The organism is Allobosea sp. 117 (genome assembly GCF_000702305.1).
GTDB lineage: Bacteria > Pseudomonadota > Alphaproteobacteria > Rhizobiales > Xanthobacteraceae > Ancylobacter.
Window position 1 is genome coordinate 16448 of sequence record NZ_JNLC01000011.1, and the last position, 14090, is coordinate 30537.

A 14090-nucleotide genomic window follows, 5' to 3' on the forward strand; every position below is an offset into this window, starting at 1 on the left:
GAGGCAAGGTTTCGCGAGCCGTCACCGCCCGAAGCGCACGGTCGCTGCGCCGCGGGGCGAGAGCGCCACCGGCGCGAAGCCGGTCGCGTCGAGGCCGCGCGCGCGGCAGTCGGAATGCTCGCGGATCTCGAATTTGGCCGCACGCGTGCAGAGCACCTTGTCGCCACCCCAGACGCGCGGCGCGCCCTCGCCCTCCGCCGTCACGCCATAGCTGTAGAGCGGCATCGGGGCGCCGTCCGCCTGCTCCGGGCGCAGACAGCGGCCGGGCTCGATCCGCCACCAGCCGCTGGCGAGGATGCCGCCCTTCTCCTCGCGGGCCAGCGCCGCCATGACCGGGGTGCCGGTGTCGTTGCACCAGACGAGGCCGGTGCCCTCGCCGGCGCGCACCGCCTGCAGCATGCGCTGGATGAGATCGGGATCGGCGGCGGCAGCGGCGGGCAGCTTGCGGTCGTCGAGGAAGGCGGCCAGCGCGGCGTCCGTGCGCGCGCCGGAGGTGCCGTCGATCGGGCCGGGATCGTAACCGAGCAGGTCGAGCAGGCGCTGGAGGGCGGCGAGCCGGGCCTGCTCGCCGTCATAGTCGTTGGCCTCGGCGAGATTCAGCGCCAGCCCCTCGCCGCTCGCGGTCGGGCGGACCTCGGCGAAGGGCAGCATGGCCTGGCCGATGCCGGTGCACGCATCCGCCGGGCTGATGAGGAAATCGCCGAGGCCGGTGCACAGGTCGGTGCCCCGCGCGGTCATCGTCACCGTGCCGTAGAGCGGCAGCGCGCGGGCATGGAGATAGAGGCGCTCGGCCACCACCTCGCCGCGCAGCACCATGCGGCAGGCGCCGGGCTCGACGCGGAACCAGCCGCGCGTTACCCGCGTGCCGCCCTGCTCGATGCCGAGAGCCGCTTCGGCGACATAGGAGGTGCGGTTGCAGATGGAGAGGTCGGCCCGGGCGGACGAGACGCCCGCCCCGAGCAGCAGCCCCGCCAGCGCGGCGAGGCCGAGCCGCATCAGTTCAACGGCGGATGAGCGTGCCGGCGCCATGGTCGGTGAGCAGCTCCAGCAGCACCGCATGCGGCACCTTGCCGTCGAGGATGACGACCCCCTCGACGCCCTGCTCCAGCGCATAGATGCAGGTCTCGACCTTGGGGATCATGCCGCCCGAGATGGTGCCGTCGGCGATCAGCCGCCGCGCCTCGGTGATGCTCAGTTCCTTGATGAGCTGCTTGTCGGCGTCGAGCACGCCCGGCACGTCGGTGAGCAGCAGCAGCCGCTTGGCGCCGAGCGCCCCGGCGATGGCGCCGGCGAAGGTGTCGGCGTTGACGTTGAAGGTGCCGCCGTCCTCGCCCGCCGCGATCGGCGCCAGCACCGGGATCAGCTCGCGGCCGAGGATCTGGTCGAGCACCGTCGTGTCGACGCTCGAAGGCTCGCCGACGAAGCCGAGATCGACCACCTTTTCGACGTTCGAATCCGGGTCCATGACGCTGCGCGTGACCTTGGTGGCGACAACCATGTTGCCGTCCTTGCCGGTGAGCCCGAGCGCCTTGCCGCCGGCCCCGTTGATGAAGCCGACCAGCGACTTGTTGATGGAGCCGGCCAGCACCATCTCGACGATCTCGACGGTGGCCTTGTCGGTGATGCGCAGCCCGGCGGCGAATTCCGACTTGATGCCGAGCTTGGCCAGCATGGCGCCGATCTGCGGGCCGCCGCCATGCACCACCACCGGGTTCACGCCGGACTGCTCAAGCAGGACGATGTCCTGCGCGAAGTCGCGCGCCACCTGCTCGTCGCCCATGGCGTGGCCGCCATATTTCACCACCACGATGGCGTCGTCGTAATGCTGCATGTGCGGCAGCGCCTGCACGAGGACGCGCGCCTGGGCATGAGCGTCGCCGAGCGGCGCCTCGCTGGCGGCGGAAGGCGCGGAAGCGGGAAGCGTGGAAGCACTCATCGAGGGGAATCCGTGATCGGCCGGCGGGCCAGACCTTCTAGAGCATGTTCCGTGAAAGTTGAACGGCCTTTGCGACAGCAGCATGCCGGGATGCGGTCACGATCGCGACGGCCGGCATTCCTCGCCACGGGACGGTGACGCTTCCGGCCTATTGCTCTAAGCTCACAAATGAAACCGGCGTGTCCGGGAGGGAACCATGTACCAGCTTCAGGATCTGCTCGCCCAGGCGCAGCAGGGTCAGTTCATCGACAATCTCGCGCGCAGCTACGGCATCTCCAACAGCCAGGCCCAGCAGGCGGTGGAAGCGATGCTTCCCGCCTTCGCGGTGGGCCTGCAGCGCAACATGCAGACGCCGCAGGGCCTCGCCGACCTGTTCGGCACCATGGCCCGCAACCCCTATGCGCAGGCTTTCGACAACCCGGCCTTCGGCGCCGGCGCGGACCTGAAGCCGGCCGGCACCGAGGCGCTCGCCGCCATGTTCGGCTCGCCCGACGTCAGCCGCGCCGTGGCGGCGCAGGCGGCGGCCACCACCGGGCTCAGCTCGGCACTGCTCAAGCAGATGCTGCCGGCGATCGCGGCGCTGGTGCTGGGCGGCATGATGAAGAGCGGCGGCGGCAGCCTCGGCGACCTGCTCGGCGGCATGCTGGGCGGCGGACGCAGCGCCCCGCAGGGCAATGCCAACGCCAATGCGGGCTCCGGCAATCCGCTCAACGACATTCTCGGCGGCATGTTCGGCGGTGGCGCGGCAGGTGGCGCGACAGGTGGCGGGGCTTCCGGCCAGCAGGGATCGGGCAATCCGCTCGAGGACATTCTGGGCGGCATGCTCGGGGGCGGGCGCGCGGCGCCGCAGGGCGGCTCCGGTTCGGGCTCCGGCAATCCGCTGGAGGACATACTCGGCGGCATGCTGGGCGGCGGACGGGCCTCCCCCGCCGGGCGCGACGATTCGCTGGACGACACCCAGCCGGCCGAGCCCACCCGCCGGACGCAGCCTGGCAGCGACCCGATGGGCGATCTGCTCGGCAGCATCCTTGGCGGCATGTTCGGCGGCGGCGCCGCGGGCGGCGCCGGTTCCGGGCGCGCCTCTCCGGGTGGAAGCGACGGCACGGGCGACCCGCGGCTTCAGCCGTTCCAGGACATTTTCGACCAGTTCACCAATAATCGCCGCTGAGGCGGCGGCCGGCGCGGCCAGAGCATGTACCTGATCGGTAAGGGCTCTAGCCCACGCTCACGCCAGCCCAAGCATGCCGGCGGCGGCGCCCGCCGCCAGCATCCATAGCGGGCTGATGCGGGTGAACAGCAATATCGCCATCGACGACAAAGTGAGGGCGACCGCGCCATAGCTGCGTGCCGTCGCCTCGGCGAGCAGGAAGCCGCCAGCCGCCACGAGACCCACCGTCATCGGCATCAGCCCGACCTGAATGGCACGCCGCCATTTGGCGTGGCGGAAGCGGTGCCAGACGCCGCCGACGACATAGGCGAGGATGCTCGCCGGAGCGCACATGGCGAAGGTGGCGACCAGCGCGCCGGTCACGCCGGCTACGTGCCAGCCGATCAGCGTCACCACGAGGATGTTCGGCCCCGGCGCCGCCTGCGCCACGGCAAAAGCGCGGGCGAACTCGGCATCGGTCATCCAGCCGGCGGTCTCGACCACCTGGCGGTGCATCTCCGGCAGCACCGCGGTGGCGCCGCCCACCGCCAGCAGCGACAGGATGAGGAAGTTCAGCGCCAGCGCGCCGAGCGGGTTGTCGTCCTGCATCAGCCTTCCCTCACCACGTCGCCGAACCCGCCGCACCTCATGGCAGCGCCCGCCAGGCGAGCGCGACCGACAGCGGCGCCACGATCAGCATCACCACCGGCAGGCGGACGCCGAACACGCCGATGGCGAGGAAGGTCGCGACCGCTATGGCACTGGCGCGCAGCGTCGGGTTGCGCCAGAGCGGCGCGGCGATGTGGCCGGCCATGGCGAGCACGAGACCGGCCGCCGCCGCCGCGACGCCGGCCATGGCGTTGGAGACCGCGCCGATATCGGCATAGCGGTCGAACAGCCAGCCGAGCGTGATGACGATCACCATCGGCACCAGCGACAGGCCGAGAAAAGCCGACGCCGCGCCCGGAATGCCGTGGAAGCGCGAGCCGAGCACGATGGTGAAGTTCAGGATGTTGGGGCCGGGCAGGAATTGCGAGAGGCCGAGCAGCTCGGTGAATTCCTCGTTGGTGATCCAGCGGTGCTTCTCGACCAGCGCGCGGCGGGCGATCGGCAGCACGCCGCCGAAGGCGATCACGCCGATGCCGAGGAAGCCGAGAAACAGCGCGGCGAGCGAGGGCGGCGGCGCCAGGCCCGCGCGCTCATGGCCGCTTGTCTCATGGCCGCTTGTCTCATGGCCGCCCGGATCGCTCCGACGGGCGGGCGCATCCGGGGCTGGCTCTGGATCACGCGGCATCGGGCTCGTGTCGGCTGGCTGGCGGGCATCCGGCCGGAAACGCGACCGGACGGGACGCGGGGCGGAGATGCACGGGAGGGAACTGCACGAAACGTGGCCCCGCTATAGATGAGTCCCGGGCGAAAAAGGAAGACATTTCACGCGCCGAAGGCCGTCTTTCCGCGGGAATTGTCGACACCCGCCCTTCCATACCGGCAGCGCTGCCGTTAAGGACCGAATTCCGCTTCGCCGCCTTGCCCGCTAGACTGGCGGCATGATCGAATCCCCTCTCGTGGTGCCGCTCGACGGCCGGCAGTCCGACATGGCGCGCGCCATCCAGCGCGGCGCGCTGCGCTATCTGGTGGCCTCCGGCCTCACCGGCGTGCCGGAGCTGCCGCTCGCCTCCGGCCGGCGCGCCGACATCACCGCGCTCGACCCGCGCGGCGAGATCTGGATCGTCGAGATCAAGTCGTCGGTGATCGATTTCCGCACCGACCACAAATGGCACGAGTACCGGCTGTTCTGCGACCGGCTGTTCTTCGCGGTGGCGCCGGACTTCCCGCTCGACATCCTGCCCGAGGACACCGGCATCCTCACCGCCGACGCTTTCGGCGCCGCGCTGATGCGCGCCGCCCCGCACCACCCGATGCCGGCGGCGACGCGCCGCGCCATGACGCTGCGCCTCGCCCGCGCCGCGGCGGGGCGGATGATCGCGCTGATGGACCCCGAGGCGATGCGCGGCATCGACCTGTGAGGCGAGGCGGCCCGCGCCGGGCAGGCACGGCGGCGGCGCCGGCTACACAACCAGCGTCCCCGACATCACCGGCACACAGGAGCCGCCGATCTCCACCGGATCGGTTCCAGCGACATCGATGGAGATGAGGCTCGGGCGTCCCATGTCGATGCCCTGCGCGACCTCGAAGCGGCGAATCGCGGTTTTCTCCATCGACGCCAGCAGGGCGCAGGTGGCCGCCGTCGCGCTTCCGGTCGCCGGGTCCTCCGGCAGCCCGTCGAAGGGTGCGAACATCCGGGCGGTGAAATCCACCGCGCCGTCGCGCTCGGCCGTCGCGCGGCAATAGAGGTAGATCGCATCGGCGCCGTCGGATGGCAGGATATCGGAGAATGCGGCCGGCTGCGCCACCGCCCGCGCCAGCGCGTCCCGGGAGGCGATCTCGACCACGAGGAAGGGCAGGCCGACGGAGGCGATGCTGGGCTGGTGGACACCGGTCGCGATGTCGCCGGGCGCCAGTGACAGGCAGGCGGCAACCGCGGCCGGATCAAATGTGCGGCCGACGCGGAGCGCCTGCGGGGCGGTCAGGCGGACCTCGCCGACGCGCCCGGCATCACGGAGGATGCGCGCGCGGACGAGCCCGGCCTTCTCCTCGAAGACGAATTCCTCCGCCCCACTGGCTCCCTCCAGGCTCGCCAGCACGAAAGCGGTGCCGACATTCGGATGGCCCGCGAAAGGCACCTCCGTCGTCGGCGTGAAGATGCGTATCTGCGCGGTGTGACGGGGATCGACGGAGCGCAGCACGAAGCTCGTCTCGGAATAGTTGAACTCCCGCGCCACCGCCTGCATCTGCTCGGTCGTCAGGCCGTCGGCGTCCAGCACGACCGCGAGCGGATTGCCGCCGAAACGCGTCCGCGTGAAGACATCGACCGTCTGGTAGCTCAGCAGCATCGGCATCGGCTCCTCATCGCCTGCCGTAGCAACGCCGGCCCGGCCTCGCAAGGCGCCGGGCATGCTGCCCGGCCAGCCCTCTAATGGGGAAAACCCCGCGACGGCCTTGCGCCGGGCGCCGCGCTTCGCCAGCGTCGCGCCATGGACGCACACGCCAAACACCCCGCCACCCCGCCCGCCGAGGGCGAGCGGGTGACGCCGATGATGGCGCAATATATCGAGATCAAGACCGCCTATCCGGACAGCCTGCTGTTCTACCGGATGGGTGATTTCTACGAGCTGTTCTTCGCCGACGCCGAGGCCGCCTCGCGCACGCTCGGCATCGTGCTGACCAAGCGCGGCAAGCATATGGGCGATGACATCCCCATGTGCGGCGTGCCGGTCGAGCGGGCGGAGGAATATCTCCACAAGCTGATCGCGAGCGGCCATCGCGTCGCCGTGTGCGAGCAGACCGAGGACCCCGCCGAGGCGAGGAAGCGCGGCGGCAAGAGCGTGGTGCGCCGCGACGTCACCCGCCTGGTCACGCCCGGCACGCTGACCGAGGACGCGCTGCTCGACGCGCGGCGCGAGAACGTGCTGGCGGCGCTCGCCCGCGTGCGCGGCGGCGAGGGCACCTCGGACGACGGCTATGTCTACGCCATCGCCTTCGCCGACATCTCGACGGGTAGCTTCCGCGTCGCGCCGACCGGGCTGTCGCGCCTCGCCGCCGACCTCGCGCGCATCGAGCCGGCCGAGCTGCTGGTGCCCGATCCGCTCTATGACGAGGCGGAGCTGCGTGAGCTCTGGCGCGCGCTGCCCTCGGTCACGCCGCTGCCAAAGGAGAGCTTCGACGGCGCCGGCGCCGAACGGCGTATCGCCCAGTTTTTCGGCGTCGCCACGCTCGACGCCTTCGGCGCCTTCTCGCGCGCCGAGCTCGCCGCCGCCGGGGCGGTGGTCGCCTATATCGAGCGCACCCAGCTCGGCGCCCGCCCGCCGCTCGCCGCCCCGGTGCGCGAGGGCGGCGGCGAGGCGATGGTGATCGACCCGGCGACGCGGGCCAATCTCGAGATCCTGCGCACCACCACGGGCGAGCGGGCGGGCAGCCTGATCGCGGCCGTCGACCGCACCGTGACCTCGGCCGGCGCGCGGGCGCTGGCCCGCCGGCTCGCCGAGCCGCTGACCGAGCCGGCACGCATATCCGCTCGGCTCGACGCGGTGGAGCATCTGGTCGACGCCCCGCATTTGCGCGCGCAGCTCCGCGAGCGGCTCGCCGGCGCGCCGGACCTCGCCCGCGCGCTCGCCCGCCTCGCGCTCGGCCGTGCCGGGCCGCGCGACCTTGCCGCCATCGGGCGCGGGCTCGACGAGGGCGCGGCGATCGCCCGGCTGATCGGCGCCGGGGACGCCCCCGCCGAACTGGCCGAGGCCGCCCGCGCCCTGCAGGCGCCCGATGCCGGCCTCGCGCCGCTGCTCGCTTCCGCGCTCGCCGACGAGCTGCCCGCCTATCGGCGCGACGGCGGCTTCGTGCGCGCCGGCTTCGAGCCCGAGCTCGACGCCACCCGCGCGCTGCGCGACGAGAGCCGGCGTGTCGTCGCCAGCCTGGAGCGGCGCTATGCCGAGGAAACCGGCATCCGCGCCCTGAAGATCCGGCACAATGCGGTGCTCGGCTATTATGTCGAGGTCAGCGCGCAGAATGCGGACCGGCTGCGCGAGCCGCCGTTCAGCGGCATTTTCGTGCACCGCCAGACCATGGCGGGGGCGGTGCGCTTCACCTCCGTCGAGCTCGGCGAGCTGGAAGCCAAGATCGCCAGCGCCGGCGAACGCGCGCTCGCCCTCGAACAGACGATCTTCGAGCGGCTCTCCGGCGAGGTGCTGGCCTCCGCCGACGCGATCCGCGCCGCCGCGCAGGCGCTGGCGAATGTCGACGTCGCGAGCGGGCTCGCGCAGCTCGCGGTGGACGAGAACCATGTGCGCCCCGAGATCGACGACGGGCTCGATTTCGCGATTCAAGGCGGCCGGCATCCGGTGGTCGAGCAGGCGCTGCGGCAGGATCGGGGCGCTTCCGGCGGGCCGTTCGTCGCCAATGATTGCGACCTGTCCCCGCCCGAGGGTGTCAAGGGGCCGGCGGCGGGGCGCATCTTCCTCGTCACCGGCCCGAACATGGCCGGCAAGTCGACGTTTCTCCGCCAGAACGCGCTGATCGCCATCCTCGCGCAGGCGGGCGCCTTCGTGCCGGCGCGCGCGGCGCATATCGGCGTGGTCGACCGGCTGTTCTCCCGCGTGGGCGCGGCCGACGACCTCGCGCGCGGGCGCTCCACCTTCATGGTCGAGATGGTCGAGACCGCCGCCATCCTCAATCAGGCGACGGCGCGCTCGCTGGTCATCCTCGACGAGATCGGGCGCGGCACCGCGACCTTCGACGGCCTGTCCATCGCCTGGGCGAGCCTCGAGCACCTGCACGAGGTGAACCGCTGCCGCGGCCTGTTCGCCACCCATTTCCATGAGCTGACCGCGCTTGCGCAGCGGCTCGGCCGCCTCGCCAACGCCACCGTGAAGGTGAAGGAATGGGAGGGCGAGGTCGTCTTCCTGCACGAGGTGGTGCCCGGCGCGGCGGACCGTTCCTACGGCATCCAGGTCGCGAAGCTCGCCGGCCTGCCGGCCGCCGTGGTGGAGCGGGCGCGGGCGGTGCTCACCGAGCTGGAGAAGGCGGACCGCGCCGCTCCGGCGCAGCGCATCCTTGACGATTTGCCGCTCTTCGCCGCGCTCAACCGCGCGCCCGCCCCCGCCGCGCCGGCGGTGAAAGCCGATCCGGCGGCGGAAGCGGTGAAGGCGGCGTTGGCCGGGCTCGACCCCGACGAGATGACCCCGCGCGAGGCGCTGGAGGCGCTGTACAAGCTGAAGGCGGCGGCGCGGGGCGGGTAGCGCAGGCGTGGTGGCCGGGCCTTGGTGGCCGGGCCTTGATACCCCAAGGCTTTGGGCCGGTGTCGATGGAGGGACTACGCGCCGGCGGCCGTCGAAGCCTTCTTCGCGCGCGAACGGCGCGGAGCGACCGGCTCGGGCGCGGGTGCGGCGGCGTCGCGCGCGAGGCGGGCCGCGCGAAGTCGGGCCGTCTTGGCGTCGCGCGATGCGATCTCCTGCCGGATCGCCGTCTTGGCGACGCGCGACACGCTCTCTGCCTTGCTCTCGGTGCGCGACAGGTTGGGCTTGAAGACGTCGTCACGGGGACTGTTGGCCATTGCGGGTCCTCCAAAATGAAAAAGGCCGGGATAGCCCCGGCCTTCCCCGATACTCAACCGCCCCTGCCAGTACATCCGTGGTCAGAAGGCGTTGGCATCGTCACGCAGCCTGCAGGTTGCCGGCGCTCTGCTTGCCCGTCCGGCGATCGGACTCGATCTCGAACGAGATCTTCTGCCCGTCGCTGAGCGAGGTCATGCCGGCCCGCTCTACAGCGGAGATGTGAACGAACACATCCGACCCGCCATTATCCGGCTGAACGAAACCATAGCCCTTCTGGCTGTTGAACCACTTTACCGTACCCGTCACCATGACGAATTCCTTTCGTTTGACATAGAAAATCGCTCGCTTGCCAGTCAGCAAACGGCGTGTTGCCATCGATTTGAGAGGAAGCTCGCCACAGCGCGTCAGGCGCAAAAACAAAGTTCAACTTGCAAGATCGATGTTTGCAACATAGGGATATTTGAGAAATCCCGCAAGCCTGCCGGTGTTCTATTTTGATTCCGGGCGCGGAGCCGCCGGCGTGCGGGCATTGTCGAGCAAGGGTTTCTTGTTCGACGCGGCGATCATGCCGTCGCGGATCGCCTGCTTGCAGGCGGCCTTATTGCCCGGGAACGGACCCCTGAACCCGCGAAAGCCCCCGGATGGTCGTTGGCCGACCATGATCGGGCTGCGAGAAAGCAAACGGCCGGGACTTTCGCCCCGGCCGTCGTCTCATGCACTTACGATGCCGATCACGCCTGGCTGGCGGCCTGCGTCTTCAGCGCGGCCTGGGCGGCGGCGAGGCGGGCGATCGGCACGCGGAAGGGCGAGCACGACACATAGTCGAGCCCGACCTCCTCGCAGAAGGCGACCGAGGCGGGGTCGCCGCCATGCTCGCCGCAGATGCCGAGCTTGAGCTTGGGACGCACCGCGCGCCCGCGCTCGGTCGCGATCTTCACCAGCTCCCCGACGCCGTCGACATCGATCGACACGAACGGGTCGACCTCGAAGATGCCCTTCTGGATGTAGGTGCCGAGGAAGGTGCCGGCGTCGTCTCGGCTGATGCCGTAGGTGGTCTGCGTCAGGTCGTTGGTGCCGTAGGAGAAGAACTCCGCCGTCTCGGCGATCTCGCCGGCTTTCAGCGCCGCGCGCGGCAGCTCGATCATGGTGCCGACCTGATACTCCAGCTTCGTGCCGGTCTCGGCCTCGACCTTCTTCGCCACCGTGTCGATGTCGTGCTTGACGAGGTCGAACTCCTTTTTGCCGGTGATCAGCGGCACCATGATCTCCGGCACCACCGGCTTGCCGGTCGACTTCTCAGCCGCCACCGCCGCCTCGAAGATGGCGCGCGCCTGCATCTCGGCGATCTCCGGGAAGGCGATGGCGAGACGGCAGCCGCGGAAGCCGAGCATCGGGTTGAACTCGTCGAACTCCTTCTTGCGGGCGGCAAGCTTGGCCGGGCTCACGCCGAGGCCTTCTGCCACCTCGGCGATCTCCGCGTCGGTGTGCGGCAGAAACTCGTGCAGCGGCGGATCGAGCAGGCGGATGGTGACCGGCAGCCCGTCCATGATCTCGAACAGCTCCTGGAAATCGGAACGCTGGGCGGCGAGCAGCTTGGCGAGCGCGGCGCGCCGACCCTTCTCGTCGTCGGCGAGGATCATCTCGCGCACCGCCTTGATGCGGCCCTGGTCGAAGAACATGTGCTCGGTGCGCGACAGGCCGATGCCCTCGGCGCCGAAGTTCTTGGCGGTGCGGGCGTCGAGCGGGGTCTCGGCATTGGCGCGCACCTTCAGGCGCCGCACGCCGTCGGCCCAGCCCATCAGCGTGGCGAACTCGCCCGACAGTTCCGGCTGGAGGGTCGGCACGGCGCCGGCGATCACCTGCCCGGTACCGCCGTCGATGGTGAGGATGTCGCCCTTCTTCAGCGTTACCCCGCCCGAGGAGAGCGTGCCGGCGGCATAGTCGACGCGGATGGTGCCGGCGCCGCAGACGCAGGGCTTGCCCATGCCGCGCGCCACCACCGCCGCGTGCGAGGTCATGCCGCCGCGGGTGGTGAGGATGCCTTCGGCCGCGTGCATGCCGTGGATGTCCTCCGGCGAGGTCTCGATGCGCACCAGGATGACCTTGCGCCCCTGGGTCTTCAGGAGCTCGGCATCGTCCGCGGAGAACACGATCTCGCCGGAAGCCGCGCCCGGCGAGGCCGGCAGGCCGGCGCCGATCACCGTCTTGTCGGCCTTGGGGTCGAGCATCGGGTGCAGCAACTGGTCGAGCGCCGCCGGATCGACGCGGGCGATCGCCTCCTCGCGGGTGATCACGCCGTCATTGGCCAGCTCGACCGCGATGCGCAGCGCCGCCTTGGCGGTGCGCTTGCCGGAACGCGTCTGCAGCATCCACAGCTTGCCGCGCTCGACGGTGAATTCGAGGTCCTGCATGTCGCGGTAGTGGCCCTCGAGCACGCCGGCGATGCGGGTGAACTCGGTGAACACCTCCGGCAGCGCCTTCTCCATGGAGGGCTTGTCGGAACCCGCCTCGATGCGCGCGGTCTCGGTGATGTTCTGCGGGGTGCGAATGCCCGCCACCACGTCCTCGCCCTGGGCGTTGATCAGGAACTCGCCATAGAGCGCGTTCTCGCCGGTCGAGGGATTGCGGGTGAAGGCGACGCCGGTCGCCGAGGTGTCGCCCATATTGCCGAACACCATGGCCTGCACGTTCACCGCCGTGCCCCAGCTCTCGGGGATGGAGTGCAGGCGGCGATAGACGATGGCGCGCTGGTTCATCCAGGAGCCGAACACGGCGCCGATGGCGCCCCAGAGCTGGTCCTGCGGGTCCTGCGGGAAGGGCCTGCCGAGCTCGTGCTCGACCAGCGCCTTGTACTTGCCGACGATCTCCTTCCAGTCCTGCGCGGAAAGGTCGGTGTCGAGATTGTAGGAATTGGCGTCCTTGAAGCCGTCCAGCACCTCCTCGAAATGATGGTGCGGGAAGTCGAGCACCACGTTCGAGTACATCTGGATGAAGCGGCGATAGCTGTCATAGGCGAAACGGGCGTCGCCGGAATCCTTCGCCACCGCCTCGACGGTCTCGTCGTTGAGGCCGAGATTGAGCACGGTGTCCATCATGCCCGGCATGGAGGCGCGGGCGCCGGAACGCACGGAGACGAGCAGCGGGTTCGCCGGATCGCCGAAGCGGCGGCCGGTCAGCTTGCCGACATAGGCGAGCGCGTCCTCGACCTGGCCCTTCAGTTCCGACGGATAGACATTACCGTTGGCGTAGAAGGAGGTGCACACCTCGGTGGTGATGGTGAAGCCGGGCGGTACCGGCAGGCCGAGGTTGGACATTTCGGCCAGGTTCGCGCCCTTGCCGCCGAGCAGGTTGCGCATATCCGCCGCACCTTCCGCGGTGCCGTCGCCGAAGGTGTAGACCCATTTCGTCATGTCGTGAAAGTCCCGTTGCTGGGCGCCGGTGGGGTGTGCGCCGCCAGGCGAATGGAAAATCCTCCCCCGCCCGGAACGCACGTGAGATCAACCTTTCGAGCCCGGTCCCGACGAGAGGTCCGGGCAGGCTTTTCCACGCCGATGGTCTAGCCGCTCACACCGCCGTGTTCAATCCGTCCTTTTGCAGTGCAGTGAAGCAATTCCAAATTGGCGCGGCCGCATCCGCCGGCCGATTGCGCGGGCGCTGCCGTTCCGGCACCTTCTGCGACGCCGGGATGGCGAAGCGAATCTTTGAGGTATTCACCCATGAACGAAACTCTTGCGAGCTGGACGCCGCGCATATTGAGCGTCCTGCGCATCGCCGCCGCCGCGCTCGTGCTCCAGCACGGCACCACCAAGGTCCTGGGCTTCCCGGTGACGCAGATGACCGGCGTGAGCTTGACCGCGCTGCCGGGCATCGCCGGCCTGATCGAGCTCATCGGCGGCGCGCTGCTGCTCATCGGCCTGTTCTCGCGCCCCGCCGCCTTCATCCTCTCGGGCATGACCGCGGTCGCCTATTTCCTGGTCCACGCGCCGCAGAACTTCTTCCCGATCATCAATGGCGGCGAGCTGGCGGCGCTCTACAGCTTCGTCTTCCTGTTCCTGTTCTTCGCGGGCCCCGGCCCGTGGAGCGTCGACGCCGCCCGCAAGGGCTGAGCATTCCGGCCGGTCGGCCGGTCGGAAAATCATCAATGGCCGGGCTCGTCCCGGCCATTGGCGTTTGCGGCGGCAGCGATCAGAATTTGCCCATCAGGCCGGAAATGCCGATGAAGATCAGATAGATCGCGACGATGTAGTTGAGCAGCCGCGGCATGATCAGGATGAGGATTCCAGCGATCAGCGCGACGAGGGGCTGCAGGGTGATGACGTCGATCTGCATGAGGCGGCTCCGGCGGGCTGAGGTCAGGTCTGCCGCACTGCGGCAAGGCCGGCGGCGACGGTATAATCGCCGGCGGCCCGCGAGGTTCCGCCCGACGCGTCGCTTCCCCCGCGAGCCTGCCGGTGCGGCGCCGGTCAGAAGCCGGAACTTCCGTCGATGCTCAGCACGAGCGCGGCCAGCCCGACGACGGCGAGCACCTGCAGCGCGACGATCGCCCGGAACAGCTTCTGGAAAGGCTGCTTCGACGTCTTGTGGCGGACGAGCCGCTGGGCGAGGAACGCCCCCGGCGAGCCACCGAGCGCGGAGATCGCGAGCAGGGTGCGCTCCGGCACGCGCCTCAGCTCGCGCCCGGCGCAGAACTTGTCCCAGACGAACAGGCCGAAGGCGGCGGCGTTGACGCCCGCGAGATAGAACAGGATGTCGCGCATCGGCTGGTCTCCGCTGCCGGATGATAAAGGATGCGTCGGCGGGCGGCGATGGGGAGGGTCACGCGGCGCGGCGCAGGACTACG

General features: G+C 70.0%; 14 protein-coding genes. 4 read left to right on the top strand and 10 right to left on the bottom strand.

Going from position 1 to position 14090, the window contains the following annotated elements:
• Positions 1-21: 21 nt before the first annotated feature.
• Positions 22-1029 carry a DUF1036 domain-containing protein gene (locus U742_RS0106755; RefSeq protein WP_029351331.1) on the bottom strand — a complete coding sequence of 336 codons (1008 nt, stop codon included), beginning with the start codon at positions 1027-1029 and terminating at the stop codon, positions 22-24.
• A complete protein-coding gene (gene argB / locus U742_RS0106760) occupies positions 1001-1936 on the bottom strand; it encodes an acetylglutamate kinase (protein WP_029351333.1) in 936 nt (311 codons plus the stop codon). The genes U742_RS0106755 and argB overlap by 29 nt, the downstream gene beginning before the upstream one ends.
• Positions 1937-2132: 196 nt before the next feature.
• Between argB and U742_RS22460 the strand changes: the two genes are divergently transcribed.
• Complete coding sequence (locus tag U742_RS22460; protein WP_051660923.1) at positions 2133-3104, top strand: DUF937 domain-containing protein; 972 nt, start codon at positions 2133-2135, stop codon at positions 3102-3104.
• Between the two features lie 57 nt (positions 3105-3161).
• Here U742_RS22460 and U742_RS0106770 read toward each other — a convergent pair whose 3' ends face one another.
• Both U742_RS0106770 and U742_RS0106775 read right to left on the bottom strand, forming a co-directional pair.
• Positions 3162-3692, bottom strand: a complete 531-nt coding sequence (locus U742_RS0106770; protein ID WP_029351337.1) for a chromate transporter — start codon at positions 3690-3692, stop codon at positions 3162-3164.
• A gap of 37 nt (positions 3693-3729) precedes the next feature.
• On the bottom strand, positions 3730-4377 hold the full coding sequence (locus U742_RS0106775; RefSeq protein WP_081852871.1) for a chromate transporter: 648 nt from the start codon (positions 4375-4377) through the stop codon (positions 3730-3732).
• Between the two features lie 253 nt (positions 4378-4630).
• On the opposite strand from U742_RS0106775, the gene U742_RS0106780 reads away from it, so the two are divergent.
• Entirely contained in the window at positions 4631-5110 is a 480-nt protein-coding gene (locus U742_RS0106780; protein ID WP_029351340.1) for an MmcB family DNA repair protein, read from the top strand.
• Positions 5111-5152: 42 nt separating this feature from the next.
• Here the strand turns inward: U742_RS0106780 and U742_RS0106785 are convergent, their stop codons facing one another.
• Entirely contained in the window at positions 5153-6043 is an 891-nt protein-coding gene (locus U742_RS0106785; protein ID WP_248310289.1) for a PhzF family phenazine biosynthesis protein, read from the bottom strand.
• Positions 6044-6178: 135 nt separating this feature from the next.
• On the opposite strand from U742_RS0106785, the gene mutS reads away from it, so the two are divergent.
• A complete protein-coding gene (gene mutS / locus U742_RS0106790) occupies positions 6179-8935 on the top strand; it encodes a DNA mismatch repair protein MutS (RefSeq protein ID WP_051660924.1) in 2757 nt (918 codons plus the stop codon).
• A gap of 74 nt (positions 8936-9009) precedes the next feature.
• On the opposite strand, the gene U742_RS0106795 is transcribed toward mutS, so the two are convergent.
• From U742_RS0106795 to ppdK, 3 genes are all read right to left on the bottom strand, one after another.
• A complete protein-coding gene (locus U742_RS0106795) occupies positions 9010-9249 on the bottom strand; it encodes a hypothetical protein (protein ID WP_029351344.1) in 240 nt (79 codons plus the stop codon).
• A gap of 100 nt (positions 9250-9349) precedes the next feature.
• A complete protein-coding gene (locus U742_RS0106800) occupies positions 9350-9559 on the bottom strand; it encodes a cold-shock protein (RefSeq protein WP_029351346.1) in 210 nt (69 codons plus the stop codon).
• A gap of 422 nt (positions 9560-9981) precedes the next feature.
• On the bottom strand, positions 9982-12660 hold the full coding sequence (ppdK, locus tag U742_RS0106805; protein WP_029351348.1) for a pyruvate, phosphate dikinase: 2679 nt from the start codon (positions 12658-12660) through the stop codon (positions 9982-9984).
• 306 nt (positions 12661-12966) lie between these two features.
• Here ppdK and U742_RS0106810 point away from each other — a divergent pair, with 306 nt between their 5' ends.
• Complete coding sequence (locus tag U742_RS0106810; protein ID WP_029351350.1) at positions 12967-13356, top strand: DoxX family protein; 390 nt, start codon at positions 12967-12969, stop codon at positions 13354-13356.
• Between the two features lie 79 nt (positions 13357-13435).
• Here the strand turns inward: U742_RS0106810 and U742_RS22850 are convergent, their stop codons facing one another.
• Together U742_RS22850 and U742_RS0106820 are read right to left on the bottom strand one after the other, a co-directional pair.
• Positions 13436-13579 (bottom strand): DUF3096 domain-containing protein, encoded by a 144-nt coding sequence (locus U742_RS22850; protein ID WP_081852872.1) that lies wholly within the window; start codon positions 13577-13579, stop codon positions 13436-13438.
• A 134-nt stretch (positions 13580-13713) separates the two neighbouring features.
• Positions 13714-14007 carry a DUF1294 domain-containing protein gene (locus U742_RS0106820; protein ID WP_029351352.1) on the bottom strand — a complete coding sequence of 98 codons (294 nt, stop codon included), beginning with the start codon at positions 14005-14007 and terminating at the stop codon, positions 13714-13716.
• Positions 14008-14090: the final 83 nt, after the last annotated feature.

Bases quoted from the DNA above. Each gene is read 5' to 3' on its own strand.
- U742_RS0106755 (WP_029351331.1), bottom strand. From the start codon at position 1,029: ATGGCGCCGGCACGCTCATCCGCCGTTGAACTGATGCGGCTCGGCCTC.
- argB (WP_029351333.1), bottom strand. From the start codon at position 1,936: ATGAGTGCTTCCACGCTTCCCGCTTCCGCGCCTTCCGCCGCCAGCGAG.
- U742_RS22460 (WP_051660923.1), top strand. From the start codon at position 2,133: ATGTACCAGCTTCAGGATCTGCTCGCCCAGGCGCAGCAGGGTCAGTTC.
- U742_RS0106770 (WP_029351337.1), bottom strand. From the start codon at position 3,692: ATGCAGGACGACAACCCGCTCGGCGCGCTGGCGCTGAACTTCCTCATC.
- U742_RS0106775 (WP_081852871.1), bottom strand. From the start codon at position 4,377: ATGCCGCGTGATCCAGAGCCAGCCCCGGATGCGCCCGCCCGTCGGAGC.
- U742_RS0106780 (WP_029351340.1), top strand. From the start codon at position 4,631: ATGATCGAATCCCCTCTCGTGGTGCCGCTCGACGGCCGGCAGTCCGAC.
- U742_RS0106785 (WP_248310289.1), bottom strand. From the start codon at position 6,043: ATGCCGATGCTGCTGAGCTACCAGACGGTCGATGTCTTCACGCGGACG.
- mutS (WP_051660924.1), top strand. From the start codon at position 6,179: ATGGACGCACACGCCAAACACCCCGCCACCCCGCCCGCCGAGGGCGAG.
- U742_RS0106795 (WP_029351344.1), bottom strand. From the start codon at position 9,249: ATGGCCAACAGTCCCCGTGACGACGTCTTCAAGCCCAACCTGTCGCGC.
- U742_RS0106800 (WP_029351346.1), bottom strand. From the start codon at position 9,559: ATGGTGACGGGTACGGTAAAGTGGTTCAACAGCCAGAAGGGCTATGGT.
- ppdK (WP_029351348.1), bottom strand. From the start codon at position 12,660: ATGACGAAATGGGTCTACACCTTCGGCGACGGCACCGCGGAAGGTGCG.
- U742_RS0106810 (WP_029351350.1), top strand. From the start codon at position 12,967: ATGAACGAAACTCTTGCGAGCTGGACGCCGCGCATATTGAGCGTCCTG.
- U742_RS22850 (WP_081852872.1), bottom strand. From the start codon at position 13,579: ATGCAGATCGACGTCATCACCCTGCAGCCCCTCGTCGCGCTGATCGCT.
- U742_RS0106820 (WP_029351352.1), bottom strand. From the start codon at position 14,007: ATGCGCGACATCCTGTTCTATCTCGCGGGCGTCAACGCCGCCGCCTTC.